This is a genomic window from Cupriavidus sp. LA-1, from assembly GCF_055385985.1.
The window spans coordinates 4,062,338-4,085,100 of the sequence record NZ_AP031387.1 but is presented as its reverse complement, the minus strand read 5'-3'; the positions used below and the strand labels follow the sequence as shown (position 1 = coordinate 4,085,100).

Here is a 22,763-nt window from a genome sequence, read left to right as displayed (position 1 = left end):
TTGTGTTGCGAGGGGGCGAATAGTAAGGGAGCATCGTGGGCTTGGCAAGCGATTTCGCGAAATAATTCGAAGTAACCCCGCAAGCGGCGTATAAGGCTCATTCATCACGATGGTGACAGTGACGGTGCAGAAGTTTGTCAGGCGCGACACCATGATTCATGATCTGAGGCCTAAGCCAAGACACGCAGGCAGGCGCCAACGCCTGGGCCGAGAAGACAGAGAACGGCGGGAGCAACCTTCATGACCATCAGGATCGTAAGACTGGGAACACCGCGGGCGGCCGATGAGGGCCTGCGCATCGGCACCGTACGCCGCCCGCCACGGGGCGTACCCAAATCCGAGTTCGCCAGCCGCGACTTCTACGACGTCTGGTATCCGGTGCTGTCGCCGTCGCCGGAACTGGTGGCACAGGCGCTGCATGCCACCGACGACAAGCAATGGCGGGCCTTCGTGCGACACTTCCGCAAGGAAATGGCCGAGCCGGACGCCAGCCGCACACTCGACCTGCTGGCGGCGCTGTCGCACCAGACCAACTTCTCGGTCGGCTGCTACTGCGAGAACGAGGCGCACTGCCACCGTTCGATCCTGCGCGAGCTGCTGGCCGAGCGCGGGGCCGTGATCGGCTGACCCCCACGCCCTGCCGGGGCGTCTCCCCGGCTTCGATTTCCCCGCTTCCCGCATTCCGATGGCCCTGAACGTTGTCTGGCTCGGTTTCTTCCTGATTTCCTTTGTCGCCGCCTGCGTCCGCCTGGCCAGCGGCGACCTCACCGTCTTCCCGGCGATGCTGGCGAGCCTGTTCGACAGCGCGCGCACGGCCTTCGAGATCGCGCTCGGCCTGGCCGGGGTGATGAGCCTTTGGCTTGGCATCATGCGCATCGGCGAGCGCGCCGGCGTGGTCGATGCCTTCGCCCGGCTGGTGAACCCGCTGCTGCGCCATTTCTTCCCCGGCGTGCCGCAGGGCCACCCGGCGCAGGGCGCGATGATGATGAATGTGTCGGCCAACCTGCTCGGGCTGGACAATGCCGCCACGCCGCTCGGGCTGAACGCCATGCGCGAGCTGCAGACGCTGAACCGGCGCCCTGACGTCGCCACCGACGCGCAGATCATGTTTATCGTGCTGAATACCGCCGGGCTGACGCTGATCCCGACCTCGGTGATCGCAATCCGGCAGGCGATCGCGGTCAAGCAGGGGCTGGTGGGCTTCAACGCCGCCGACATCTTCCTGCCGACGCTGCTGGCCACCGGCGGCTCCTGCCTCGCCGGGCTGCTGGCGGTAGCGTGGGTGCAACGGCTGAACCTGTTGCGCCCGGCGGTGCTGGTGGCGTTCGGGCTGGTGGTGGCGCTGCTGGGCGCGCTGTTCGCGTGGCTGCGTCACGCGCCGCCCGAGCAGGTCAGCAACGTGACGGCGCTGGCCGGCGCCGGCTTCATCCTCTCGCTGATCACACTGTTCCTGGTCAGCGGCGCGCTGCGGCGTGTGAACGTTTACGAAGCCTTCATCGACGGCGCCAAGGAAGGCTTCGGCGTCGCCGTGCAGATCGTTCCCTACCTGGTAGCGATCCTGGTCGCCATCGGCCTGTTCCGGGCCACCGGCTGCATGGACGTCCTGATGGGCTGGCTGACGCAGGGATTCGCCCACCTGGGCTTCAATACCGACTTCGTGCCGGCGCTGCCGGTCGGGCTGATGAAGATCCTGTCCGGCGCCGGCGCGCGCGGGCTGATGGTGGATGTGATGACGACCTATGGCGTGGACTCGTTCCAGGGCCGGCTGGCGGCGATCATCCAGGGATCGACCGAGACTACTTTCTATGTGCTGGCGGTCTACTTCGGCAGCGTCAATGTGCGCAATACGCGCCACGCGCTGGGCTGCGCGCTGGTGGCCGATGCCGCGGGCCTTATTTGTGCGATTGGCGCCGCTTATCTGTTCCGCTAATCGCCTGCCAGCAACGGGACATACGATTTTGTTGCATCGATGCAACGCCATTGTGCGCATCGTCATACATTGACACAAGACGACTTGGTGCGTCGCAACAAACCGTGTATAGTGAAGTCTGTCTCCTCCACCACCTCGGTGGATTCCAACCCACGCACAACCTGCGTGGGTTTTTTTTCGCCTGCACGCAGGGACTTCCACAACACTGTGCGTCCTTTGCCTGCCAATGCGCAGGAATTGTGCTTCGATCATCGCCAGGCGGAGTCACCGCCCTTCGTAGTGCGGCCACCCCGTCGATCCGGACGGCAGTTGATTTTGTTGCAATGCAGCAGGCGGTGTCGTGGAGCAACCTCGCGATGGGCCACCCGCCTGGGATGCCCGCCGGGATCCTGGTCCATGCTCCCGGCCGGGCTTTACGGAACGCGGCAATGACCTATATTGATCTAATACCTGCCGCCAGCACGAGGCACGCCATGCCAGACATCACGTTCCCTCGCAGCCTTCCAACCTACTGCGCAGCCAGCCTCACGCTGTCCTGCCCCGCCACGGTCAACGGCAGTCCCACCTTGTATTCCGTCACCGCCGAGGCCCTGGAGGCCCATTTCGGCGCACGCTCGCCGCGCGAGGAAGACCTGGTGGCGGCCTTCACCAGCAACCGCCAGCGCATCGAGCGCCTGGCCGAAAGCCTGTTCGAGCTGACCGAGGCGCGCGAGATCGTGCTGCGCAGCGGCCATTTCCGCTTCGCAGGCTGAATCCTGCCACCCGGTCCTGGCGCCCCCCTAGCCGGGGGCGTTTTCTTTTTCTTATCTGGCGCATCACCGCCTCGGCCACGCTCTCCGGCACCAGCCGGCGCACGCCGCGGCGCCCGTGCTGCCGGGATCAAGCCATGGCACGGAAAGCAGGTTTCCCCTTAAATTGACCGACCGGTCGGCTTATATATAATAGGGCCAGCCGCCCCGGAGGCAGCCGTGCGGCGACCCCGCCAGAGGAGACGATATGTATACGCAGAGTCTTGACCTGCCCGGCCAGCACGCCGACGCGGTGCAGGCCAGCGCGCCCCAGGACGAAGCCGCCCGCCAGGCAGCGTTCGATGCCTGCATGGCCGCCGACGGCAAGATCGAGCCGCAGGACTGGATGCCGCAGGCTTACCGCAAGACCCTGGTGCGCCAGATTTCGCAACATGCGCACTCGGAAATCGTCGGCATGCTGCCGGAGGGCAACTGGATCAGCCGGGCGCCGTCGCTCAAGCGCAAGGCCATCCTGCTGGCCAAGGTGCAGGACGAAGGCGGCCACGGCCTCTATCTGTATTCCGCCGCCGAGACGCTGGACGCCTCGCGCGACGACCTGGTCGATGCGCTGCACAGCGGCCGCGCCAAGTATTCGTCGATCTTCAATTACCCGACGCTGACCTGGGCCGACGTGGGCGTGATCGGCTGGCTGGTCGACGGCGCGGCGATCATGAACCAGATCCCGCTGTGCCGCTGCTCGTACGGCCCATACGCGCGCGCCATGATCCGCATCTGCAAGGAAGAGTCGTTCCACCAGCGCCAGGGCTTCGATGCGCTGCTGGCGATGATGCGCGGCACCGATGCCCAGCGCGAAATGGTGCAGGACGCGGTCGACCGCTGGTGGTTCCCGGTGCTGATGATGTTCGGCCCGCCCGACGCGGCCTCGACCAACAGCGCCCAGACCATGGCCTGGGGCATCAAGCGCATCTCCAATGACGACCTGCGCCAGAAGTTTGTCGATGCCACCGTCGAGCAGGCGCGCGTGCTGGGCGTGACCCTGCCCGATCCCGGCCTGCAATGGAATGCCGACCGTGGCCACTATGACCACAGCCCGCTGGACTGGGATGAGTTCTGGCGCGTGATCAACGGCGACGGCCCCTGCAACAAGGAGCGCCTGGCCACCCGCGTGAAAGCGCACGAGGAAGGCGCCTGGGTGCGTGACGCCGCGCTGGCGCATGCCGCCAAGATGGCCGAACGCGAGGCCCGCGCCAGCCGGGCCGCCGCCTGAACCCGGCGTCCGAGGACGGAGGAGACACCATGCAACGCAAGGAATGGCCGCTGTGGGAAGTGTTCGTGCGCAGCAAGCAAGGCCTGGAACACAAGCATTGCGGCAGCCTGCACGCCGCCGATGCGCAGCAGGCGCTGCACATGGCGCGCGACGTCTATACGCGGCGCCAGGAGGGCGTGTCGATCTGGGTGGTACCGTCAGCGGCCATCACCGCAAGCGTGCCCGAGGAAAAGCCGGAGCTGTTCGACCCGATGGCCGACAAGATCTACCGGCACCCGACGTTCTACCAGCTGCCCGACGAAGTCAACCACATGTAAGGCCCGCACGATGACCGCGTCCCCACAGCCCTCCGTGCCTGCCTCGCTGGATCATTTGCCGCCGGCACGCGCCGCCGCTTTGCGCTACGTGCTGCGCCTGGCCGACAACGCCCTGATCCTGGGCCAGCGCAACGCCGAATGGTGCGGCCACGGGCCGGTGCTGGAAGAAGACATCGCGCTGGCCAACATCAGCCTGGACCTGATCGGCCAGGCGCGGCTGCTGTACGGCCGCGCCGGCGAGCTCGAAGGCGAGCTGACCGGTCTGCCCCGCCACGAGGACGACTACGCCTACTGGCGCGCCGAGCGCGAGTTCCGCAACTGGACGCTGCTGGAACTGCCGCACCGCGGCCCGCTGGCCGGCAACGCCGCCGCCGAGCGCGACTACGCCGTCACCATCATGCGCAACTTCCTGTACAGCGCGCTGATGGTCGAACTGTGGGAGGCGCTACTGGCCAGCCGCGACCAGCAACTGGCCGCGATCGCCGCCAAGTCGGTCAAGGAAGCGCGCTACCACCTGCACCACGCGGCCGGCTGGGTGGTGCGCCTGGGCGACGGCACCGAGGCGTCGCACGCGCGCATGCAGCGCGCGCTGGAGCACCTGCTGCCCTATATGAACGAGTGCTTTGCCGAAGACGCGGTCGAGACCGGGGCCGCCGCGCAAGGCGTCGGCGTGGTCACGGCCACGCTGCGTCCGGCCTGGGACGCCACCGTTGCCGAGACGCTGCAGGCCGCCACGCTGACCCTGCCACCGGCCACGGGCTTTGTGTCGACCGGCAAGCACGGCGTGCATTCCGAACACATGAGCTACCTGCTGGGCGAGATGCAGGGGCTGGCGCGGTCCCATCCGGGCGCGCAATGGTGAGCGCACGCTTCGCCGAGAAGGGTTGACCAGCATGAATGTCACCGCCCTCCCCCTGCATAACGACCAGCGCACCGCCAACGGCCGCGTCGCACGCGCGTGGGCGGCGCTCGAGGCGGTGCCGGACCCGGAAATTCCGGTGGTGTCGATCCGCGACCTGGGCATCCTGCGCGATGTCATACCCGCCGCCGACGGCGCGCTCGAGATCGTCATCACGCCCACCTACTCCGGCTGCCCGGCGATGTCACAGATCGCCGAGGACATCGGCCAGGCGCTGGACGGCGCCGGGGTGGCGCCGTGGCGCATCCGCACCGTGCTGGCGCCGGCCTGGACCACCGACTGGATCACCCCGGCCGCGCGCGAGCGCCTGCGTGCCTTCGGCATAGCGCCGCCGGGCCAGTGCGCCGCGCAGCCGCTGCGCTTTGTGCCGCGCGCCGCGCGTGCCGGTGCGCCCGACGCCGTCGCCTGCCCGCGCTGCGGCAGCGTGCACACGCAGGAGATCTCGCGCTTTGCCTCGACCGCCTGCAAGGCGCTGTACCGCTGCCTGGACTGCCGCGAGCCGTTCGACTATTTCAAACCCTACTGAGCGAAGCCAGGCTGCCATGACTCCACAGTTCCACCCGCTGCGCGTGGCGCAGGTGCGCCCCGAGACCGCCGACACCATCTCGATCGCCTTCGAGGTGCCGGACACGCTGCGCGATGCCTACCGCTTCACCCAGGGCCAGTTCCTGACGCTGAAGGCACCGGTCGACGGCAAGGACCTGCGCCGCTCTTACTCCATCTGCTCGGCGGTGCAGGACTACGACGAACGCGGCGAGTTGCGCGTGGCGGTCAAGCTGGTCGAGGACGGGCTCTTTTCCACGCACCTGCATGACGTCATCGCCCCGGGCCAGGTGATCGACGTGATGACCCCCGATGGTCGCTTCCACGTGCCGCTCGATGCCGGCGCCGCGCGCCACTATGTGGCCTTTGCCGCCGGCAGCGGCATCACGCCGGTGCTGTCGCTGGTACGGACCACGTTGCAGGCCGAGCCGCACAGCCGCTTCACGCTGGTCTATGGCAACCGCAACGTCGACAGCATCATCTTCGCCGAGGCGCTCGAAGACCTGAAGAACCAGTACCTGGCGCGCTTCACGCTCTACCACGTGCTGTCGCGCCAGCCGCAGGAGGTTGAGCTGCTGCACGGCCGGCTCGACCACGCCCGCGTGACGGCCTTCCTGCAGACCCTGATCCCGGTGGACGACATCGACGCGGCCTTTGTCTGCGGGCCGGCCTCGATGATCGACGAGGTCGAGGCGGCGCTGCGCGACGCGGGCCTCGACCCGCACCGCATCCATGCCGAGCGCTTCGGCGTGCCGCTGGCCCAGGCCAAGCGCAAGCCGGCTGCCGTGCACACCGACCTGGCCGGCACGGCCGAACTGGTGGTGGTGCTCGACGGCAAGCAGCACAGCATGCGCCTGCCGCTGGAAGACGCCAGCGTGCTAGACACCGCGCTGGCCGCCGGGCTGGACCTGCCCTACGCCTGCAAGGGCGGCGTCTGTTGCACCTGCCGCGCCAAGGTGCTGGAGGGCAAGGTGGAAATGGAAAAGAACTACACGCTCGAGCCGTGGGAGATGGAAAAGGGGTTCGTGCTCACCTGCCAGGCGCGCGCGCTGACGCCGCGGGTGGTGGTCAGCTACGACGAACGCTGATCCTGGCACGCGGGGGCGTGCGTATTCAGACAATGGCCGACATTGGCCAGCACGGGCCGTGACTACAATGGCGGCAAGCGGCTTCCTGCTGGCGCGATGCTTGCAAGACCGTGAAGCGCGGGCGACGCTTGCGCCTGTCGCATCGCCGCCGCGGCGGTGCCAGCGAACCGTCCCACCCATATACAATCACGGCCATGCAATATATCCACGTCGTCAACGGTGATGTAGCAGGCACGACCCTGCGCCAGGCGCTGGCCCAGGCCGCGCGGCCGGACCCTGTCGTGGTGCTGCGCGATGACCTTGCCGTGGGTCCGCTGGCCGACATCGACAGCACCGGGCTGATCCGCTCCGGCTTCTGGCAGCGGGTCGCCCCGCACACCGACATCGATTTCGGCGCCGAGATGCGCCAGGCGCTGGACCAGCTCCAGAAGCTGCGCCAGGACGACATGGAAGTGGCCATCTGGCACGGCCAGAGCGCGGCCGACCAGCTGATGCTGCGCCGGGTGGTGTTCCACCTTTACCAGGCGCCGCAGCGGATCAATGAAGTCGCGATGGACCTGCGCGAGCTGGAACTGCCCGCGCAGGGCAACCTGGCGGCCATCAGCATGTACTCGCCGGCGCGGCTGGCGCGGCGCTTTTCCACCATCGCCCCGGTCTCGGTGCTGCGGCTGGGCCGCCTCGGCTACGAGTGGCAGCAGAACGTCAAGGAAAACGCCGACGTGCGGCTGTGGAAGGGCAATACGCTGGTGCCGGCGGCGTACCACACCATCGACGACATCATCATGGAACGCGCCCCGTCCGACTGGACCCCGGCGGCGCAGGTGGTGGGCAGCGTGATGGGCGCGATCGAGGGCCTGCTGGCCAGCGACTGGTTCGTGTTCTGGCGCTGCCGCGAGCTGATCGCGATGGGCCAGCTGGTGCTGCGCGGCAACGCCGAGTCGCTCGATACCTGCGAGCTGCGCCGCCATGCCGGTGGCGGAGGCAGCGGCGGCGAATGACGCGCCGGCAATAAACGGCTGGCAATAAACAGAAGAATATGGCCCGTACCAAGGCACCCGATTTCGAGGCACAGCGCGAGCAGATCCTGGACCTGGCCGCCGCCGCCTTTGCCAACAGCAGCTACCCCAGCACCTCGATGGCCGACCTGGCCGCCGCCTGCGGCACCTCCAAGGCGCGGCTGTACCACTATTACGAGAGCAAGGAAGCGATCCTGTTCGACCTGCTGGACCGCTACACGCGCCGGCTGATGCTGCTGGTCACGGAAGTCGAAGCCGACGCCGAGCGCCACGCCCGCACCGACAAGGAAGCCTTCGCCAACCTGGTCCGCGCCTTCCTGGCCGAGTACGAGACCTCGCAGACGCGACATATCGCGCTGATCAACGACGTCAAGTTCCTCGCCGAGACCCAGCGCGACCTGATCCTGGGCCGCGAGCGCGACGTGGTCGCGGCGTTCTCGCGCCTGCTGCGCCGGGCCTACCCCGAGCGCGTCACGCGCGACAACCAGACCGCGCTGACCATGACCGTTTTCGGCATGATCAACTGGACCTTCACCTGGCTCAAGCCCGGCGGCCGGCTGTCCTACGCCGAGTTTGCCGAGATGGTGGTCGACCTGCTCGAAGGCGGCCTGCCCGGGCGGGCAGCGGCCGGGCGCTGACGCGGCGCCGGCCAGCCTCCGGCATTTACATCCACTCGGCCTCTTCGCGCTGGCGCCGCTGGTCGCGGTCCTGGCGGAACATCTCTTCCAGTTCGTCACGCGCCTGGCGTGCCAGCGAGACCAGCTTCTTCTGGTCGGTATAGTGCGGATAGAAGCGGTCGATCGCCTGGATGTTGTGGCGCCGGAACCGCAGCGCCACGTTGCGCGCCTCGGCCGGATCGAAGCCCAGCCCCTCCAGCACGCGGCGACCCAGCATCAGCGAGCCTTCGAACATCTCGCGCTCGAACAGGTGCACGCCGCGGTCCTTCAGCTGATAGACATGCGACACATGGCGCGCGCGGGCGTAGATCTGCAGTTCGGGAAAGCGCTCGCGCACGCGGTCGATCAGTTCCAGGCTCTCGTCCATGCCGTCGATGGCCACCACCAGGATGCGCGCGTCGGCAATGCCGGCGGCCTCCAGCAGGTCCAGCCGGGTGGCGTCGCCATAGAAGATCTTGAAGCCGTACTGGCGCAGGAATTCGATCTGGTCGGGGTCGTGGTCCAGCACCGTCACGCCCACGCCCTGGCTGTACAGCAGGCGGCCGATGATCTGGCCGAAGCGCCCGAAGCCGGCGATCAGCACCGGATTGTGCTGCGGCGTGATGGCGTCGTCAGGCCGTGCCTTGCCCGCGCCCAGGCGCGGCGCCACCAGTCGGTCGTAGGCCAGCAGCAGCAGGGGCGTGGCCACCATCGACAGCGCCACCACCAGCACCAGCAATGCCTCGGTCTCGCGCGGCAGCAGGCCGGCGGTGCCGGCCACGCCAAACACCACGAAGGCGAATTCACCGCCCTGCGAGATCAGCAGCGCGAACAGCAGCCGCTGGCCGCGGGCAATGGCAAAATGCCGCGCCAGCAGCGCCAGCACCGTGGTCTTGGCGACCACGAAGGCGGCCACCAGCCCCAGCACCAGCCAGGGCGAGCGCGCCAGCACGGCAAAGTCGATCGACATGCCGACCGCCATGAAGAACAACCCCAGCAACAGGCCCTTGAACGGCTCCAGGTCGGCCTCGAGCGCATGGCGGTACTCCGAATCGGCCAGCAGCACGCCGGCCAGGAAGGTGCCCAGCGCCATCGACAAACCCACCGCGTCCATCATCAGCGCGATGCCCACCACCAGCAGCAGCGCAAACGCGGTGAACATTTCGCGCATGTCGGTGCCGGCGATAAACCGCAGCGCCGGGCGCACAAGGTAGCGGCCGCCGGCCACCACCGCGCCGATCACCGCCACCGCCTTGGCCGCCGCCAGCCAGCCGGCCGCGCCCGGGCCCGCGCCTTCGGCGCCCTGCGTGGCCAGCAGCGGCAGCAGTGCGATCATCGGGATCGCGGCGATGTCCTGGAACAGCAGGATGCCAAAGCTGGCGGCCCCCGCCGGCGTGCCGAACAGGTTGCGCTCGGTCAGCGTCGCCAGCGCGATCGCGGTGGACGACAGCGCCAGCCCCAGGCCCGCCACCAGCGCCACCTGCCAGGGCGCGCCCGCCAGCGCCGCCACCGTGCCGATCACCAGCGCGCAGGCAGCCAGTTGCGCGCCGCCATAGCCGAAGATGCTCCGCCGCAGCGCCCACAGCTTGCGCGGCTCCAGCTCCAGGCCAATCACGAACATCATCAGCACCACGCCAAACTCGGAGAAGTCCAGGATCGCTTCGACATTGGTCACCAGGCGCAGCGCGAACGGCCCGATCGCCGCCCCCGCCAGCAGGTAGCCCAGCACCGCGCCCAGGCCGCTGCGCCGCGCCAGCGGCACCGCTACTACCGCCGCCACCAGGAACACCAGCAGCGCAATCAGGAAGTCGTGCTGGTTCATGCCCGCACCTCCGCCGGTGCGGCATGGGTCTCCAGCCGCCCGCAGACGTGGGCGATATGGTCGGCCAGCGCCTGGGCGTCGGCGTTGTTGGCGTCGTGCAGCACCACCGGCGGCAGCCAGTTCATGCCGCACAGCAAGGCGCTCTGCTCCAGCGGCAGCAGGAAGTCCGCGATCGGGTGGCCATGCGTACCCTCCGGGCCGTAAGCATCGGCCGTGCCGCCGGTGCTGACCACCACCAGCAGCGACTTGCCGCGCAGCGCGGTACCGCCGGGCCCGTATGCCCAGCCCGGCTCCAGGACCTCATCGAGCCACAGCTTGAGCAGGGCCGGCACGCTGTACCAGCGCACCGGGAACTGCAGCACGATGGTGTCCGAGACCGACAGCACACGCTGCTCGGCGACAACGTCGATGTCGTAATCGACATAGCTGCGGTAGAGATCGCGTACCTGTACCTGCGGCAGCGCACCCAGCGCATCGGCCAGCGGCCGGTTGACGCGGGAACGGCTGGGCGTGGGGTGCGCGTAGATCACAACGATTGGGGGCTCGGTCATCAAAAGGCGATCGGCTGGCGGGTAGTCGGGAAAAATCCTGGGCGGGCGATGAATTGCGGCGTTGCAGCAAATCCACATCTGACGCCGTGCAACAATTCATCACATTTTTTCAAGCCGTTGATTTTATTTGATTTATGGCAATGCAGTGGCGAGATGGCGGCCTGCTGCGGCGCGGGAAGCTTACGTCAAACTGACAATTCCACTACAATACTTTTCGTGCCGTATCAAGATGGTGTTTCCCCGAATCCCGCACCGGCGCAGGGAAAAGTGCCTGGAAAAACACCACCACGGTGCCTATTTTTATCTGTGACTGCACCAGGAAGGAATAAAAAGTGAATCCGCTCGAACTGAGCAAGGCCGTCGGCGCACTGACCGACGAAGATCTGCGCAAGGCAGCCAAAGCCGCACAGGCCACCCAGCGCGCCACCGTTCTGGTGCGCGAGCTGGCGGCCCACCACCGCTCGCGCCTGCTGAAGCATTTCCTCGCCCTGGGCGAGGAGGATCGCCTGCTCCGTTTCGGCCAGTCGGTGGGCAACCACGTGATCGAAGCCTATGTCGACAGCATCGACTTCGACCATGACAGCGTGTTCGGCGTCTACGACGACAAGCTCGAACTGATCGGGGTGGGCCACTTCGCCAACCTGCGCGACAACGCCCAGGGGCGCGTGGCGGAGTTCGGCGTGTCGGTCTCGGGCAGCGCCCGCGGCCGCGGCATCGGCAGCGCGCTGTTCGAGCGTGCCGCCATCCATGGCCGCAATACCAATGTGCGCACGCTGTACATGCACTGCCTGTCGCGCAACGCCGCGATGATGCATATCGCCAAGAAGGCCGGCATGAAGGTTCAATATGCCTACGGTGAAGCCGATGCCTACCTGGAACTGCCGCCGGCGGACACCGCCAGCCGCCTGTCCGAGGCGCTGGACGAGCAGCTCGCCGACCTGGACTACGCGGTGCGCCGCAACCTGCGCGACGCTCGCCGCTTCGGGCTGCGTTTCTGGCGCACCATGGTGCCGCAGAAGCATACTGCCTGAGCCCCGGGGCTGGCTGGCCCCGCGGCAACCACGGAAACGGCGCATCGCAACGACGCGCCGTTTTTGTTTCCAGCCTCAGGTTTGCCGCATCAGGCCGCGCCGCCCACCGGCAGCGCCGTGGTGTCCTTGATGCTTTCCAGCGCAAAGCTGGAGCGTACGTCGATCACCGACGGGTGCGCCAGCAGCTGCTCCTGCATGAAGCGCGCAAAGTGCTCCATGTCTTCCACGTAGACCTTGAGCAGCAGGTCCATCTCGCCGGTCATGGCGTGGCACGCGGCCACCTCCGGCCAGACCGCGATCGAGGCGCGGAACAGGTCCAGCGGCGCCTTGCCCTTGGCCGCGCCGCCATGCTTTTCCAGCCGGACATTGATATAGGCCAGCAGGCCCAGCCCGATCTTGTTGGGCTCCAGCAGCGCCGCGTACTGCCGGATCACACCGATCTCCTCCAGCCGCCGGATGCGGCGCAGGCAGGGGCTGGGCGACAGGTTGACGCGCTCGGCCACCTCCAGGTTGGTCAACCGGCCGTTGGTCTGCAGCACTTCCAGGATCTTCCGGTCGATCTTGTCCAACTCCACCTTGCTCACGATATTGTTGCTCCGCAATATGTTTATTGGCAATTTTTTTGCGCAAATTTAGCAAGCCGTGCACAAGTACGCAATTTTTTGTGTAATTACGTCCGGTTTTGGCCCGATTCTGATCAGCGGGCAGCCTTATCGGTCACTCGTGCGGCAGCCGGTCGGGCTGGGCAATACCTGTCTGGCGGCGCGGCCGCGTATTGCGGAGGCGCCCCGCCGGCCGGAAGGAGGCAAGGATGGTGCCAAGCCCGGCAAACAGGGAAGCGGCATTCTACGGGCCTATGGGCGTTTCGGGGTCAGGTCAGAGACTTCCTGTTGCCCCGGACCCGTGCCACGTGGCGCTCGTGCAAAGAAAAAGCGCGCAAGCCGTCGGGCTTGCGCGCTTGCTGGCATCGCTGGCAGGTTCCGCGGACGCGGACCTGCCGGTGCCGGTCAGCCGCCGCTGGCGGACGGAGCGCCCGGGGTCGCGGGCGCCGGCTGGCTACCCGGAGCCTGCCCGCGCGGGCCGCGCTCGCCGCGTTGCTCGTGCTCGCGGTGCATCTTCTCCATGCCGGCACGGATTTCGTCGCGGGTCAGCTTGCCGTCGTGGTTGGTATCGAGCTGGTCGAAGTACCTGGCCAGGCCCGGCAGGCCGGCGGCGACTTCTGCCTTGGTCAGCGCGCCATCTCCATTCTTGTCGGCGGCCTTGAATTTCTCGTCAAAGGCGGCCTGCATGCGTGCGTGGCGCTCAGCCATCATGGACTTGCGGTAAGCGTCCATTTCGGCCTTGTCGATCTTGCCGTCGTGGTTGGTGTCGACCTTGTTGAACCAGGCGTCGAATTCGGCCTTGGAGATCGAACCATCGCCATCGGTATCGATCGACTTCATCCACATGCCGCCGTCGTGGCCCATGTGGTGGTGCTCCATGCCGGGCTTGCCGGCGGGCGCGCCTGGCGCGCTGGCCTGGGCAAAAGCACCACCGGCGACCAGGAGGGCCGCCGATGCGGCCAGGAACTGCTTCAGGATCCGCGTCTTGTGATTGCGTTGCATGTCTTGCTCCTTTTCATCACGTTGTGCATGTACGGATTAGAACGCAGACGATGAACGAAAGTTGGCGCTTTTAATACGATGTTACCGACCTCACAGAAAAGCCCGCGTGGCGTAAGCGAATGCAAGCCGGGACGAATAATCGGGCGTTCGGACTACTCTTTCGGCGCCGGCTGGCCTTCGCCGACTGCCTGCGGTGCCGGCACGGGCTGGTACTGGCTCGGATCGACAGGTTGCGGCTGCGGCTGGGACTCCTGGGCAGGCTGCTGGGACCCCGCCGCGGCCGGGCTTGTGGCCGGCGCAGGAGGCGGCACGGGTGTTGCCATCGGCGCCGCGGCGCCGGAGGGCGGCGTGGGCAGTGCGGCGGCCGCACGCAGCGGGCCACGCGGTGGGCCACCCGGCGGGCCACGCGTGGCACCCGCCTGCACCGGCAGCGCGATCTCCTGGCGCACGCCGTTGCGCTCGATCACCACCGCGCGCTGGCGCACCTCCACCAGCCGGATCTGCGGCGACAGGTCGGCGCCGACACGCACCGCCTTGGCCGGGCCGCCGTCGAGCGACACAATCGCCGCGCCCGCGCCGCCACCGACCTCTGCCACCACGCCGAGCAGCTGCACATCGCGCGGGCCGCCCTGGGCCGAGCCGCCGAACAGCGTGGCGACCGCGCCGGTCTCGACCGCCTCGGTCTGCGCCACGCGCGCGCTCTGCGGCACCGGGATGGTCCGCATCGCACTGAAGGCCAGCACCCAGTACGTCGCCAGGGCACACAGCGCGATAAACAGCACCAGGCTGGCCAGGCGCGGCAGCCAGGGCGCTGTGGCATCGAAGCGGAACGAAGGCCGGAGGGACAGTTGCATGGGATCGGTACCCTGGATACCCGCTCGGGCGGGCCATGGCGCGGCAGCGCAGACGCGCCAAGCGTACCAGAGCCCCATGACGCTGTCTGCCGCGCCGGCGCGGCGGTGCTGCTTAAAGCAGGTCGTCCAGCAGGTCCGGGCCGAACACCTCGCGCTCGATATGCGCCACCGGCACGCCCGCGCTGACCAGCGCATGGCGCTGCGCCTGCATGAAGCCAAGCGGCCCGCACAGGTAGAAGCGGCCGTCGACAAAGCGCTGCAGGTCCGGCCGGCGCAGCAACTCGGCCACCGGCATGGTGCCGGCGTGGTCATAGTCGCGGCCGGCGACATCGCCGGCGTCCGGGCTCTCATAGCTGATGTGCGTCGCCAGTTCCGGCAGGCGTTCGCGCGCCCATTGCAGGTCGGCACGATGGGCATGGTGGCGGCCGTTGCGGGTGGCATGGGCGAACAGCACCGGGCGCTGCGAGCCCTGCGCGGCCAGCGTGCGCAGCACTGACAGCATCGGCGTGATACCGATGCCGCCCGACAGCAGCACCAGCGGGCGGCGGCTTTCCAGCACCGGCGTGAACTCGCCGAACGGCGCGCTCACCTTGAGTTCGGTGCCCTCACGGGCACTGGCGTGCAGCCAGTTGGAGACCGCGCCGGCCGGCGTCGCCTGGTCGCCGTCCTCGCGCTTGACCGAAATGCGCCAGGTCGGCAGCCCGCTCTCGGCCGACAGCGAGTACTGGCGCAGCTGGCGCATGCCGTTGTCCAGGCGCGCCTCGACGCTGATGTACTGGCCCGGGCGGAAGTCGCGCAGCGGCTGGCCGTCGGCGGCAGCAAGCGTAAGCGCCACCACCTGCTCACCCTGCGCTTCGCGGCGCACCACCCGCACCGGCATCAGCTCGCCGGCGGCCACGCCGGTGCGCTGGTACAGGCGCGCCTCGGCGGCGATCAGCTCGCCGGCCAGCAGCCAGTAAGCCTCGTCCCAGGCAGCCAGCAGCGGCGGCGTGGCGGCCTCGCCCAGCACCGCGGAGATCGCGCCCAGCAGGTGGCGGCCGACGATCGGGTAGTGCGCAGGCGTGATGCCCACGGCCGCGTGCTTGTGGACGATGCGCTCGACCACCGGCCCCAGTGCCGCCGCGTTATCGATGTTGGCCGCATAGGCAAACACGGCCGAGGCCAGCGACTGCTGCTGGCTGCCGTTGGCCTGGTTGCCCATGTTGAACAACTGGGTCAGTTCGGGCCGGTCGGCGAACATCTCGCGGTAGAAATGCGTGGTGATGGCCAGGCCGTGCTCGCGCAGCACGGGCACGCTTGCATCGATATAAGGGCGGGAAGCGGCGGACAGCATCAGAAATCACTCCGTTTTATTTCATGCAAATTAAATGCATGTTTTTACTCAACAAAAAACCGGCATACGCCGGCCCGCGCGGACCAGGCCGCTCAGGCCGTACGCCGGTTCAGGAAATCCCGATGCAGGCGGATGATCGACTCGGCCGTCTGGCTGCCGGTGACATCGGCCAGCGTGACCTCGTCCAGGGCGCGGTAGAAAGCCTGCTCGGCCACATCCAGTGCGCGCTTCAGGCGGCAGTTGCCATTCAGCGCGCAAGGCGGGTTGTCGCAGTCGATCACCGCCTTGTGCCCTTCCAGCTCGCGCAGGATGGTGCCGATCGTCAGCCGCCCGGCGCCGGGGCCCAGCTGCAGGCCGCCGTGGCGGCCGCGCGTGGCGCTGATCCAGCCCAGCTTCGACAGCCGCGCCGCCACCTTGACCAGGTGGTTGTGCGAGATGTCGAACTGCTGGCCCACCTCGGCAATGGTGATCGGCCGGGTGCCGTCGCCACGGGCGACGTACATCAGCAGGCGCAGCGCATAGTCGGAGAAGCGGGTCAGTTGCATCGTGCCGTCATCTTAAAAAAGATGCATCCAGGATGCAAGTTTATTTTCCGGGCCGAATGACGCCCCGCGCGCTTTGTGACTCGGATCAGACTTTCCCCGGGTCCCGCCCGGCGCGCCCATAAAAGAGTCATAAGGCGCCGGTTATACTGATTGGCGAACCCGGCCCCGCCAGCCCCCTGGCGCGGGTCCCGCCTTTCAAGCAAAGAGGTCCACCAACAATGCGCAGATTCACTACCCAGATTGCCCGCCCCGCCCGTTCCGAGCGCGCCCGCCGCGCGCGCGGCTTCACCCTGATCGAGATCATGGTCGTGATCGTGATCCTCGGCGTGCTGGCGGCACTGGTGGTGCCCAAGATCATGAGCCGTCCGGACGAGGCCCGCATCGTGGCCGCGCGCCAGGACATCTCGTCGATCATGCAGGCGCTCAAGCTGTACCGCCTCGACAACAGCCGCTATCCGACCACCGAGCAGGGCCTCGGCGCGCTGGTGGTCAAGCCCACCACCGAGCCGGTGCCCAACAACTGGAAGGGCGGCGGCTACCTGGAAAAGCTGCCCAAGGATCCCTGGGGCCATCCGTACCAGTACCTGAACCCCGGCGTGCGCGGCGAGATCGACGTGTTCAGCTTCGGTGCCGACGGCCAGGCCGGCGGCACCGGCAACGACGCCGATATCGGCAACTGGGAATAAGCCCAGTCCCGCCGCCGCCCTTGCCGCATCCATCATGACCACGGCGCCGCACCGCCGCGCGCCCCGCCAGCGGCGCCGCGGCTTCACGCTGCTGGAGCTGCTGGTGGTCATGGTGATCGCCGGCATCGTGATCTCGCTGGTCGCGGTCAATGCCTCGCCCAATGAGCGCGGCCGCGTGCTCGACGACGGCCAGCGCATCGCGCGGCTGTTCGAGCTGGCGCAGGAAGAGGCGCAACTGGGCGCTCGCCCGATCGCGTGGGAGGGCGATGCCAGCGGCTGGCGTTTCCTGGAGGCGAGCCCCAACGGCTGGATCCCCATGCGCACCGACGTGTTTGCCCCCGGCCACTGGCGCCTGGCGCTGGACCAGGTCATCGTCGCCGAAGGTGGCCGCGCCACCGGCACCAACAGCCCCCCGCGGCTTATCTTCGGGCGCGAGCTGATCGATGCCCCGCAGCGGCTGGTGCTGGTGCGCGGCGATATCCGCGTGGACGTTGCCGGCGACGGCAGCGGCCGCTATTTCGCCAGCACGCCATGACGCCCCGCGCTCTGCTTCCCCGACGCCGGCGCGCGCGCGGCTTCACGCTGATCGAAGTGCTGGTGGCACTGACCATCCTGGCCGTGGCGCTGACCGCGGCGATGCGCGCGATGGGCTCGATGGTCGATGCCAGCGCCTCGCTGCAGACCCGCATGCTGGCCGAATGGAGCGCCGAGAACCACCTGGCCTCGCTGCGCCTGGCCAAGACCTGGCCCGAACCCGGCGTCAGCGGCTATACCTGCCCGCAGGGCGGCACGCCGCTGTACTGCGAGCAGTCCGTGTCGGCCACGCCCAACCCGGTTTTCCGCCGCGTCGAGATCGCGGTCTATCCCTCCGCCACCGACAAGTCCGTGCGACTGGCGTGGCTGGTCACCATCGTCCCCAATGAAACCCGCAACGTGCTCTGAGCGCCGGCGCGGGCGCAAATTCGCCGGCGGCTTCACGCTGCTGGAGATGCTGGTCGCCATCACCCTGCTGGCGGTGATGGCCGTGATCGGCTGGCGCGCGCTGGACAGTCTCACGCGCAGCCGCGAACGGCTGACCGACCACGACGCGCGCCTGGATGCGCTGAAGGTCCTCTACGGCCAGTTGCAGACCGATTGCGAGCACCTGGCCAGCCCCGCGCTGCTGCAGGCCAGCCCGGTCGAGATCGGCCAGAACCGCGTGCTGATGGTGCGCGACCGCCGCGACGAAGGCCAGCCGCCGACCTGGCAGGTATTGTCGTACCAGCTCGACGGCAACACGCTGGTGCGCGTGGCCGCGCCGCCGGTGGACAGCCGCGCGGCGCTGCAGTCGTCCCTGCTGGCGCTGCGCCAGGGCGGCGGCAACGGCGCGCAGGTGCGGCGCGTGCTGGCCGACGTCGACAGCATGAGCGCGCGCGCGTGGGTGGAACCCGGCGGCTGGCAGGTCGACAGCAACCGGATCCGCAACGCGCTGTTCAGCGGCAATGCCGCCAGCGCGGTGGCGGCTTCGGCCGCCGGCGCGGCGTTGCCCAACACCGCGGTGCGCGCGGTCGAGCTGACCATCTTCGCCCGCATGGGCGACGGCGACGCGCCGCGGCAGTTCCAGAAGATCTGCGTGACCGGGCTATGACGCACGCCTGCCGCCCGCCCCGTCCCCTGCCCTTGCGCCGCCAGCGCGGCGCGGCCGTGGTCACCGCGCTGCTGATGGTGACGCTGGCCGTGGTGGTGGTGTCCGGCATGCTGTGGCGGCAGCAGGTGCAGATCCGCGCCATCGAGAACCAGCGGCTGCAGGCCCAGGCCACCTGGATCGAGCGCGCCGCGGTCGACTGGGCACGGCTGATCCTGCGCGACGACCAGCGCCGCACCAATGTCGATGAACTGGGCGAGCCGTGGGCGGTGCCGATCGCCGAGACCCGGCTGTCGGACTTCCTGGGCGCGTCGCTGCGCACCGACGTCGCGGGCGAGACCTCGTTCCTGTCCGGGCGCATCCTGGATGCGCAGGCACGCCTGAACCTGGCCAACCTGGTGACGTGGTCCGCCACCAGCGACAACGGCGGCCAGGTCGGGCGCGTGGCAATCATCGACCAGACGGCGCAGGCCGCCTACGGCCGCCTGCTGCAGACCCTGGGCCTGAACCCGTCGCTGGCCGAGACCACCGCGCGCTTTATGCTGCAGGTCGCGCAAGGGGGGGATGCATCCGGCCGGCCGGCTCCGCGCCCGCTCGACAGCGTGCAGGGCCTGCTGGCGCTGCCCGGCTACACGCCTGAAATGGTGGCCGTGCTCGAGCCCTTTGTCACCGTGCTGCCCGAGCGCACGCTGGTCAACGCCAACACCGCTGACGCCGAAGTGCTGGCGGCCGTGATCGAGAAGCTGCCGCTGGAGCGCGCGCGCGAGCTGGTGCGCCAGCGCGACCGCGCGTACTTCAACAACATCGGCAACCTGCAGACCCAGCTGGCCGCCGTGGCGCCGCAGGCCAGCACCGCCAACCTCGGCAACCTGCTCGATGTGCGTACGCATTACTTCCTGGTCTACGGGCTGGTGCGGCATGAGCGCGCCAGCCGGCTGCAGGTGTCGCTGATCTTCCGCGGCGATCCGGTTGGTGCGGCCAACACCACCCGCGTGGTCTGGATCCAGGACGCGGACCGACTGCCGGACCTGCGCTGAATGATGGCTACGCGGCCTGGCGCACATATGAAAGCGGCACGTCCGGGCAGCCGGGGAGAATGGTATTGACGTGGTTATGTCACGCAGGCAAGGTATGCTGCGGCGCTGGCGCGAGCGTGGCACCAGCCCACCCGCCGCCGTATGGCCTCCCAGGCCGCCCGCCGGCATCCGCGCACCCCGGCAAGTTGCCTGCGCCGGGGCGATCCCGGGCGCATCCCCATGGGCCATGCGCCTTATCGAGCCGTTCTACTGAAGCCTGAGCAAGGACATCTTGAGCACCACCCTGTACGTACGCCTGCCGCACCGGCCGCATGACCAGCCGCAACCGTGGCAGTTTGGCGCCCTGCCATTTGCGCTGGTGCGCACGGCCCTGGCCGACCCTGCACGGCGCGGCCAGGCTCGTGCCGTGCCGGAAGTGTTGCGAGAAGGCCACGCCCGCATCGCCGACCTGCCGGCGGCCGAGCGCCTGGTGCTGATCCTGGCGGCCAGCGACGTACTGCTGACCAGCGCCAGCGTGCCGCCACTGCCGCCCGCGCGTTTGAAACAGGCGCTGCCCAACCTGGTCGAGGATGCGCTCGCCACCGATGCCCAGCCATGCCATATCGGCATTGGCCCCGCGCTCGATGGCAGCACCCCCGCCCGTGGACCGCGCGGGCCCCGCCAGCGCTTGCTGATGGTGGCCGACCGCGCCTGGCTGCGCGCGGTGCTGGATGCCTTCGCCGAACACCAGCATCGCCGCCGCCATGTGCTGGCCGCGCAGTTGTGCGTGCCGCTGGCCACGGTTGCCGAAGAAGACGCCGGCGCCGAGCCGACGCTCGCGCCGGCTGGCGAAGTGCCGGCACCGGTCCAGCCCGCCACGCTGGTGGTCGAAGCCGCCGCCAGCGCGCTGGCCCAAAGTGGGGAGCTGAGCGATGCGATCGGCGGCGAGCTGCCGGCCACCGCGGCCAGCACCGCGCGCCAGTGGCAGCTGACCGTGCGCACCAGTGCGCACGCCGGCTACGGCCTGCTGCTGGGCGACGACGCCCTGGCCGCCTGGCAGGCCCTCGCGCCCGACGGCACCTGGTATGCGGATACCGAAGCCGCCGCGATGGCGCCGGTGCCCGGCCTGCGCCAGGCCGCCCGTGCCGGCTGGGGGCTGTGGATCGACGGCGCGCAGGACTGCCTGCGCGACCCGGCGCTGGACCTTGCGCAATTTGAGTTCGCACAGGGCCGCGCCGACCGCTGGAACCTGGTGGCATGGCGCCTGCCGCTGGCGCTGCTGGCCGGCATCGTGCTGGTCCAGATCGTCGGCATGAACACGCACTGGCTGATGCTGCGCAACGAGCAGCAGCGGCTGGAAGCCGCGCAGCTGCAGACGCTGCGCGGCGCCTTCCCGCAGATCCAGACGGTGCTCGATGCACCGCTGCAGATGCGCCGGCAGGTGGAGCAGCTGCGCATCGCCAGCGGCCGCAGCACCCCGGAAGACTTCCTGCCGCTGGCCGACCGCTTCGCCCAGGCCGCGCGCCGGCTGCCGCCCGACGCGCTGCAGGCGCTGGAGTACCGCGGCCGCGTGCTGGTGGTGACGCTCAAGCCCGGCACGGACACGGCCGGCCTGCGCAATGCGGCAAGCCAGGCAGGACTGCAGATGGAAGAAGACAAGGCCGGCAACGCGTCAGGCAGCACTGGCACCAGTGCCGGCACGCCTGTGACCCCCGGCTCGCGCTGGACCATCAAGCCCGGCCTGTAACCGGCACACGCGCAACATGAACCCACTGAAAGACTCTGCCCGCAGCCAGACACCACGCGCCAGCAGACCGGGCGCGGCCTCAGGCGCCTCCGCGCTGCGCGCGCGCCTGGCGCGGCTGCGCCCGTCCGTGCCGCAGGCGTGGCAGGAACACTTCAACGCCTTCTGGTCGGCGCGCAACCCGCGCGAGCAGGCCATCCTGGCCGGCGGCGGCGCGGTGCTGGCGCTGGTGATCGGCTACCTGCTGCTGTGGGAGCCGGCCGCCGACGGCCGCGAGCGGGTGGCGCGCAACCTGCCCAAGCTGCGTGCCGACCTGGCCGAAATGGAAACGCTCGCGCAGGAAGCCCGCGGCATGAAGGCCTCGCCCGCCCCGTCCCTGCGCGGCGACGCGCTGACGCAGGCGCTGCAGGAAAGCCTGGCCCAGTACGGCCTGAAGGCGACGCGGCTGGCCGCCGGCACCGACAACAGCGTGCAGGTGCAGCTGGACAAGGTTCCCTTCGGCGCGGTCAGCAGCTGGCTGCAAGACGTGCGCCAGCAACAGCGCATGAAAGTGGCCGATGCCCGCATCGTCTATGTCGGCGCCACGGCGCTGGTAAACGTCACCGCGACCCTGCAGGGTCCGGGCGGACGCAGCTGATGGTACGGCTGGAAACCCTGCGCCTGCCGCGCCGCGCGCTGCGCCAGCCGGCCACGTGGCGGCGCCTGCGCTGGCTCGGCGTGGCCCTGGCGAGCGCCGCGGTAACCACGGTGGCGATGCTGCCGGCGACCTGGATCGCCGCGCGCGTGGCCACGCAGACGCAGGGACGGGTACTGCTGGCCGATGCCAGCGGCTCGCTGTGGCATGGCAGCGCCACGCTGGCGCTGTCGGCCGGCGCCGGCAGCCAGACTGCCACCGTGCTGCCCGGCAGGCTGCAATGGACGCTGGCGTTCTGGCCGCTGCTGACCGGCCGCGCACGGGTGGTGCTGAGCCACTCCGAGGCCATGGCCGCGCCGGTGACCGTCACCGCGACGCCTCTGGGCTGGACCGCGCAGTCCGGTGCCATCCGGCTGCCCGCGTCGCTGCTGGAAGGCGTCGGCGCGCCGTTCAACACGCTGCGCCCGGACGGGCTGATGCGCGTGGACTGGTCCACGCTGCAGGGTCGCTTTTCGGGCCAGGGCATGAGCGGCCATATGACGCTGCGCATCGAGCAGGTGTCGGCCGCGGTCAGCCGGCTGCGCCCGCTGGGCAGCTACCGTGCGGAAATCGACTGGACCGGCGAAGGCGGCGGCAAGCTGCAACTGAGCACCATCGCGGGCCCGCTTTACCTGGAGGGCAGCGGCACGCTCGGACGGCAGGCCCGCTTCGAAGGCACGGCCCACGCGGAACCCGAAGCGGCCACGCAGCTGACCAGCCTGCTGAGCCTGCTGGGACGACGAGACAACAATGTGACTAGGCTGCAGTTCTGATGCCACGCAGAGCCCGCAGCCC

26 protein-coding genes are annotated in these 22,763 nt (G+C 68.7%); 19 read left to right on the top strand and 7 right to left on the bottom strand.

The window, feature by feature from the left end; genetic code table 11:
- Positions 1–240 precede the first annotated feature (240 nt).
- The 10 genes from ACZ5MJ_RS19095 to ACZ5MJ_RS19050 all read left to right on the top strand — a co-directional run bounded on the left by ACZ5MJ_RS19095 (position 241) and on the right by ACZ5MJ_RS19050 (position 8,467).
- On the top strand, positions 241–627 hold the full coding sequence (locus ACZ5MJ_RS19095; protein ID WP_464221497.1) for a DUF488 domain-containing protein: 387 nt from the start codon (positions 241–243) through the stop codon (positions 625–627).
- 58 nt (positions 628–685) lie between these two features.
- The gene (locus ACZ5MJ_RS19090; RefSeq protein WP_464221495.1) at positions 686–1,930 is read left to right on the top strand and encodes a nucleoside recognition domain-containing protein; all 1,245 of its coding nucleotides are present in this window, start codon (positions 686–688) and stop codon (positions 1,928–1,930) included.
- A 473-nt stretch (positions 1,931–2,403) separates the two neighbouring features.
- The gene (locus ACZ5MJ_RS19085; RefSeq protein ID WP_078198172.1) at positions 2,404–2,682 is read left to right on the top strand and encodes a DUF1488 family protein; all 279 of its coding nucleotides are present in this window, start codon (positions 2,404–2,406) and stop codon (positions 2,680–2,682) included.
- A gap of 244 nt (positions 2,683–2,926) precedes the next feature.
- Positions 2,927–3,946: a 1,2-phenylacetyl-CoA epoxidase subunit PaaA gene (gene paaA / locus ACZ5MJ_RS19080; protein ID WP_464221493.1), complete on the top strand. Its 1,020-nt coding sequence runs from the start codon at positions 2,927–2,929 to the stop codon at positions 3,944–3,946.
- Positions 3,947–3,975: 29 nt separating this feature from the next.
- On the top strand, positions 3,976–4,263 hold the full coding sequence (gene paaB / locus ACZ5MJ_RS19075; protein WP_012354162.1) for a 1,2-phenylacetyl-CoA epoxidase subunit PaaB: 288 nt from the start codon (positions 3,976–3,978) through the stop codon (positions 4,261–4,263).
- Between the two features lie 10 nt (positions 4,264–4,273).
- Positions 4,274–5,125 carry a 1,2-phenylacetyl-CoA epoxidase subunit PaaC gene (gene paaC, locus ACZ5MJ_RS19070; RefSeq protein WP_464221489.1) on the top strand — a complete coding sequence of 284 codons (852 nt, stop codon included), beginning with the start codon at positions 4,274–4,276 and terminating at the stop codon, positions 5,123–5,125.
- Between the two features lie 31 nt (positions 5,126–5,156).
- A complete protein-coding gene (paaD, locus tag ACZ5MJ_RS19065; protein ID WP_464221487.1) occupies positions 5,157–5,708 on the top strand; it encodes a 1,2-phenylacetyl-CoA epoxidase subunit PaaD in 552 nt (183 codons plus the stop codon).
- 16 nt (positions 5,709–5,724) lie between these two features.
- Positions 5,725–6,813 (top strand): 1,2-phenylacetyl-CoA epoxidase subunit PaaE, encoded by a 1,089-nt coding sequence (paaE, locus tag ACZ5MJ_RS19060; RefSeq protein ID WP_464221484.1) that lies wholly within the window; start codon positions 5,725–5,727, stop codon positions 6,811–6,813.
- A gap of 194 nt (positions 6,814–7,007) precedes the next feature.
- Complete coding sequence (locus ACZ5MJ_RS19055) at positions 7,008–7,811, top strand: DUF1835 domain-containing protein (RefSeq protein WP_464221482.1); 804 nt, start codon at positions 7,008–7,010, stop codon at positions 7,809–7,811.
- 38 nt (positions 7,812–7,849) lie between these two features.
- Positions 7,850–8,467 carry a TetR/AcrR family transcriptional regulator gene (locus tag ACZ5MJ_RS19050; protein ID WP_464221481.1) on the top strand — a complete coding sequence of 206 codons (618 nt, stop codon included), beginning with the start codon at positions 7,850–7,852 and terminating at the stop codon, positions 8,465–8,467.
- 25 nt (positions 8,468–8,492) lie between these two features.
- Here ACZ5MJ_RS19050 and kefC read toward each other — a convergent pair whose 3' ends face one another.
- Both kefC and kefF read right to left on the bottom strand, forming a co-directional pair.
- The gene (kefC, locus tag ACZ5MJ_RS19045) at positions 8,493–10,307 is read right to left on the bottom strand and encodes a glutathione-regulated potassium-efflux system protein KefC (protein ID WP_464221479.1); all 1,815 of its coding nucleotides are present in this window, start codon (positions 10,305–10,307) and stop codon (positions 8,493–8,495) included.
- Complete coding sequence (kefF, locus tag ACZ5MJ_RS19040; protein WP_432258544.1) at positions 10,304–10,858, bottom strand: glutathione-regulated potassium-efflux system oxidoreductase KefF; 555 nt, start codon at positions 10,856–10,858, stop codon at positions 10,304–10,306. Before kefF ends, kefC begins: the two co-directional genes overlap by 4 nt.
- A 332-nt stretch (positions 10,859–11,190) precedes the next feature.
- Between kefF and ACZ5MJ_RS19035 the strand changes: the two genes are divergently transcribed.
- Positions 11,191–11,889, top strand: coding sequence for a GNAT family N-acetyltransferase (locus ACZ5MJ_RS19035; RefSeq protein ID WP_464221478.1), 699 nt, complete (start codon positions 11,191–11,193; stop codon positions 11,887–11,889).
- A gap of 89 nt (positions 11,890–11,978) precedes the next feature.
- Here ACZ5MJ_RS19035 and ACZ5MJ_RS19030 read toward each other — a convergent pair whose 3' ends face one another.
- From ACZ5MJ_RS19030 to ACZ5MJ_RS19010, 5 genes are all read right to left on the bottom strand, one after another.
- On the bottom strand, positions 11,979–12,473 hold the full coding sequence (locus ACZ5MJ_RS19030; protein WP_078198652.1) for an Lrp/AsnC family transcriptional regulator: 495 nt from the start codon (positions 12,471–12,473) through the stop codon (positions 11,979–11,981).
- A gap of 423 nt (positions 12,474–12,896) precedes the next feature.
- Positions 12,897–13,493, bottom strand: a complete 597-nt coding sequence (locus ACZ5MJ_RS19025) for an EF-hand domain-containing protein (RefSeq protein WP_464221475.1) — start codon at positions 13,491–13,493, stop codon at positions 12,897–12,899.
- A 152-nt stretch (positions 13,494–13,645) separates the two neighbouring features.
- Positions 13,646–14,347, bottom strand: coding sequence for a type II secretion system protein N (locus tag ACZ5MJ_RS19020; RefSeq protein WP_464221474.1), 702 nt, complete (start codon positions 14,345–14,347; stop codon positions 13,646–13,648).
- Between the two features lie 112 nt (positions 14,348–14,459).
- Positions 14,460–15,680, bottom strand: a complete 1,221-nt coding sequence (locus ACZ5MJ_RS19015) for a globin domain-containing protein (protein ID WP_464221472.1) — start codon at positions 15,678–15,680, stop codon at positions 14,460–14,462.
- A gap of 92 nt (positions 15,681–15,772) precedes the next feature.
- Positions 15,773–16,225: an RrF2 family transcriptional regulator gene (locus ACZ5MJ_RS19010; RefSeq protein ID WP_464221470.1), complete on the bottom strand. Its 453-nt coding sequence runs from the start codon at positions 16,223–16,225 to the stop codon at positions 15,773–15,775.
- A gap of 218 nt (positions 16,226–16,443) precedes the next feature.
- On the opposite strand from ACZ5MJ_RS19010, the gene gspG reads away from it, so the two are divergent.
- From gspG to gspN, 8 genes are all read left to right on the top strand, one after another.
- Positions 16,444–16,911: a type II secretion system major pseudopilin GspG gene (gene gspG, locus ACZ5MJ_RS19005; protein WP_464221468.1), complete on the top strand. Its 468-nt coding sequence runs from the start codon at positions 16,444–16,446 to the stop codon at positions 16,909–16,911.
- Positions 16,912–16,945: 34 nt separating this feature from the next.
- Positions 16,946–17,446, top strand: coding sequence for a GspH/FimT family pseudopilin (locus tag ACZ5MJ_RS19000; RefSeq protein WP_464221467.1), 501 nt, complete (start codon positions 16,946–16,948; stop codon positions 17,444–17,446).
- On the top strand, positions 17,443–17,853 hold the full coding sequence (gene gspI, locus ACZ5MJ_RS18995) for a type II secretion system minor pseudopilin GspI (protein ID WP_464221466.1): 411 nt from the start codon (positions 17,443–17,445) through the stop codon (positions 17,851–17,853). Before ACZ5MJ_RS19000 ends, gspI begins: the two co-directional genes overlap by 4 nt.
- Positions 17,831–18,538, top strand: coding sequence for a PulJ/GspJ family protein (locus tag ACZ5MJ_RS18990; protein WP_464221464.1), 708 nt, complete (start codon positions 17,831–17,833; stop codon positions 18,536–18,538). Before gspI ends, ACZ5MJ_RS18990 begins: the two co-directional genes overlap by 23 nt.
- A complete protein-coding gene (gspK, locus tag ACZ5MJ_RS18985; RefSeq protein WP_464221463.1) occupies positions 18,535–19,572 on the top strand; it encodes a type II secretion system minor pseudopilin GspK in 1,038 nt (345 codons plus the stop codon). Before ACZ5MJ_RS18990 ends, gspK begins: the two co-directional genes overlap by 4 nt.
- A gap of 271 nt (positions 19,573–19,843) precedes the next feature.
- Positions 19,844–21,298: a type II secretion system protein GspL gene (gene gspL, locus ACZ5MJ_RS18980; RefSeq protein ID WP_464221461.1), complete on the top strand. Its 1,455-nt coding sequence runs from the start codon at positions 19,844–19,846 to the stop codon at positions 21,296–21,298.
- A 16-nt stretch (positions 21,299–21,314) separates the two neighbouring features.
- Positions 21,315–21,932 carry a type II secretion system protein M gene (locus ACZ5MJ_RS18975; protein WP_464221459.1) on the top strand — a complete coding sequence of 206 codons (618 nt, stop codon included), beginning with the start codon at positions 21,315–21,317 and terminating at the stop codon, positions 21,930–21,932.
- Positions 21,932–22,741 (top strand): type II secretion system protein N, encoded by an 810-nt coding sequence (gspN, locus tag ACZ5MJ_RS18970; protein ID WP_464221458.1) that lies wholly within the window; start codon positions 21,932–21,934, stop codon positions 22,739–22,741. Before ACZ5MJ_RS18975 ends, gspN begins: the two co-directional genes overlap by 1 nt.
- Positions 22,742–22,763: the final 22 nt, after the last annotated feature.

What these genes read in the sequence shown, in the direction of transcription:
- ACZ5MJ_RS19050 (WP_464221481.1), top strand. Translation starts at nt 7,850, where the DNA reads ATGGCCCGTACCAAGGCACCCGATTTCGAGGCACAGCGCGAGCAGATC.
- paaB (WP_012354162.1), top strand. Translation starts at nt 3,976, where the DNA reads ATGCAACGCAAGGAATGGCCGCTGTGGGAAGTGTTCGTGCGCAGCAAG.
- ACZ5MJ_RS19015 (WP_464221472.1), bottom strand. Translation starts at nt 15,680, where the DNA reads ATGCTGTCCGCCGCTTCCCGCCCTTATATCGATGCAAGCGTGCCCGTG.
- ACZ5MJ_RS19010 (WP_464221470.1), bottom strand. Translation starts at nt 16,225, where the DNA reads ATGCAACTGACCCGCTTCTCCGACTATGCGCTGCGCCTGCTGATGTAC.
- ACZ5MJ_RS19090 (WP_464221495.1), top strand. Translation starts at nt 686, where the DNA reads ATGGCCCTGAACGTTGTCTGGCTCGGTTTCTTCCTGATTTCCTTTGTC.
- ACZ5MJ_RS19000 (WP_464221467.1), top strand. Translation starts at nt 16,946, where the DNA reads ATGACCACGGCGCCGCACCGCCGCGCGCCCCGCCAGCGGCGCCGCGGC.
- paaC (WP_464221489.1), top strand. Translation starts at nt 4,274, where the DNA reads ATGACCGCGTCCCCACAGCCCTCCGTGCCTGCCTCGCTGGATCATTTG.
- ACZ5MJ_RS19055 (WP_464221482.1), top strand. Translation starts at nt 7,008, where the DNA reads ATGCAATATATCCACGTCGTCAACGGTGATGTAGCAGGCACGACCCTG.
- gspI (WP_464221466.1), top strand. Translation starts at nt 17,443, where the DNA reads ATGACGCCCCGCGCTCTGCTTCCCCGACGCCGGCGCGCGCGCGGCTTC.
- ACZ5MJ_RS19085 (WP_078198172.1), top strand. Translation starts at nt 2,404, where the DNA reads ATGCCAGACATCACGTTCCCTCGCAGCCTTCCAACCTACTGCGCAGCC.
- paaD (WP_464221487.1), top strand. Translation starts at nt 5,157, where the DNA reads ATGAATGTCACCGCCCTCCCCCTGCATAACGACCAGCGCACCGCCAAC.
- ACZ5MJ_RS19020 (WP_464221474.1), bottom strand. Translation starts at nt 14,347, where the DNA reads ATGCAACTGTCCCTCCGGCCTTCGTTCCGCTTCGATGCCACAGCGCCC.
- ACZ5MJ_RS19025 (WP_464221475.1), bottom strand. Translation starts at nt 13,493, where the DNA reads ATGCAACGCAATCACAAGACGCGGATCCTGAAGCAGTTCCTGGCCGCA.
- gspK (WP_464221463.1), top strand. Translation starts at nt 18,535, where the DNA reads ATGACGCACGCCTGCCGCCCGCCCCGTCCCCTGCCCTTGCGCCGCCAG.
- kefC (WP_464221479.1), bottom strand. Translation starts at nt 10,307, where the DNA reads ATGAACCAGCACGACTTCCTGATTGCGCTGCTGGTGTTCCTGGTGGCG.
- ACZ5MJ_RS18975 (WP_464221459.1), top strand. Translation starts at nt 21,315, where the DNA reads ATGAACCCACTGAAAGACTCTGCCCGCAGCCAGACACCACGCGCCAGC.
- paaA (WP_464221493.1), top strand. Translation starts at nt 2,927, where the DNA reads ATGTATACGCAGAGTCTTGACCTGCCCGGCCAGCACGCCGACGCGGTG.
- ACZ5MJ_RS18990 (WP_464221464.1), top strand. Translation starts at nt 17,831, where the DNA reads ATGAAACCCGCAACGTGCTCTGAGCGCCGGCGCGGGCGCAAATTCGCC.
- gspN (WP_464221458.1), top strand. Translation starts at nt 21,932, where the DNA reads ATGGTACGGCTGGAAACCCTGCGCCTGCCGCGCCGCGCGCTGCGCCAG.
- ACZ5MJ_RS19095 (WP_464221497.1), top strand. Translation starts at nt 241, where the DNA reads ATGACCATCAGGATCGTAAGACTGGGAACACCGCGGGCGGCCGATGAG.
- gspG (WP_464221468.1), top strand. Translation starts at nt 16,444, where the DNA reads ATGCGCAGATTCACTACCCAGATTGCCCGCCCCGCCCGTTCCGAGCGC.
- paaE (WP_464221484.1), top strand. Translation starts at nt 5,725, where the DNA reads ATGACTCCACAGTTCCACCCGCTGCGCGTGGCGCAGGTGCGCCCCGAG.
- kefF (WP_432258544.1), bottom strand. Translation starts at nt 10,858, where the DNA reads ATGACCGAGCCCCCAATCGTTGTGATCTACGCGCACCCCACGCCCAGC.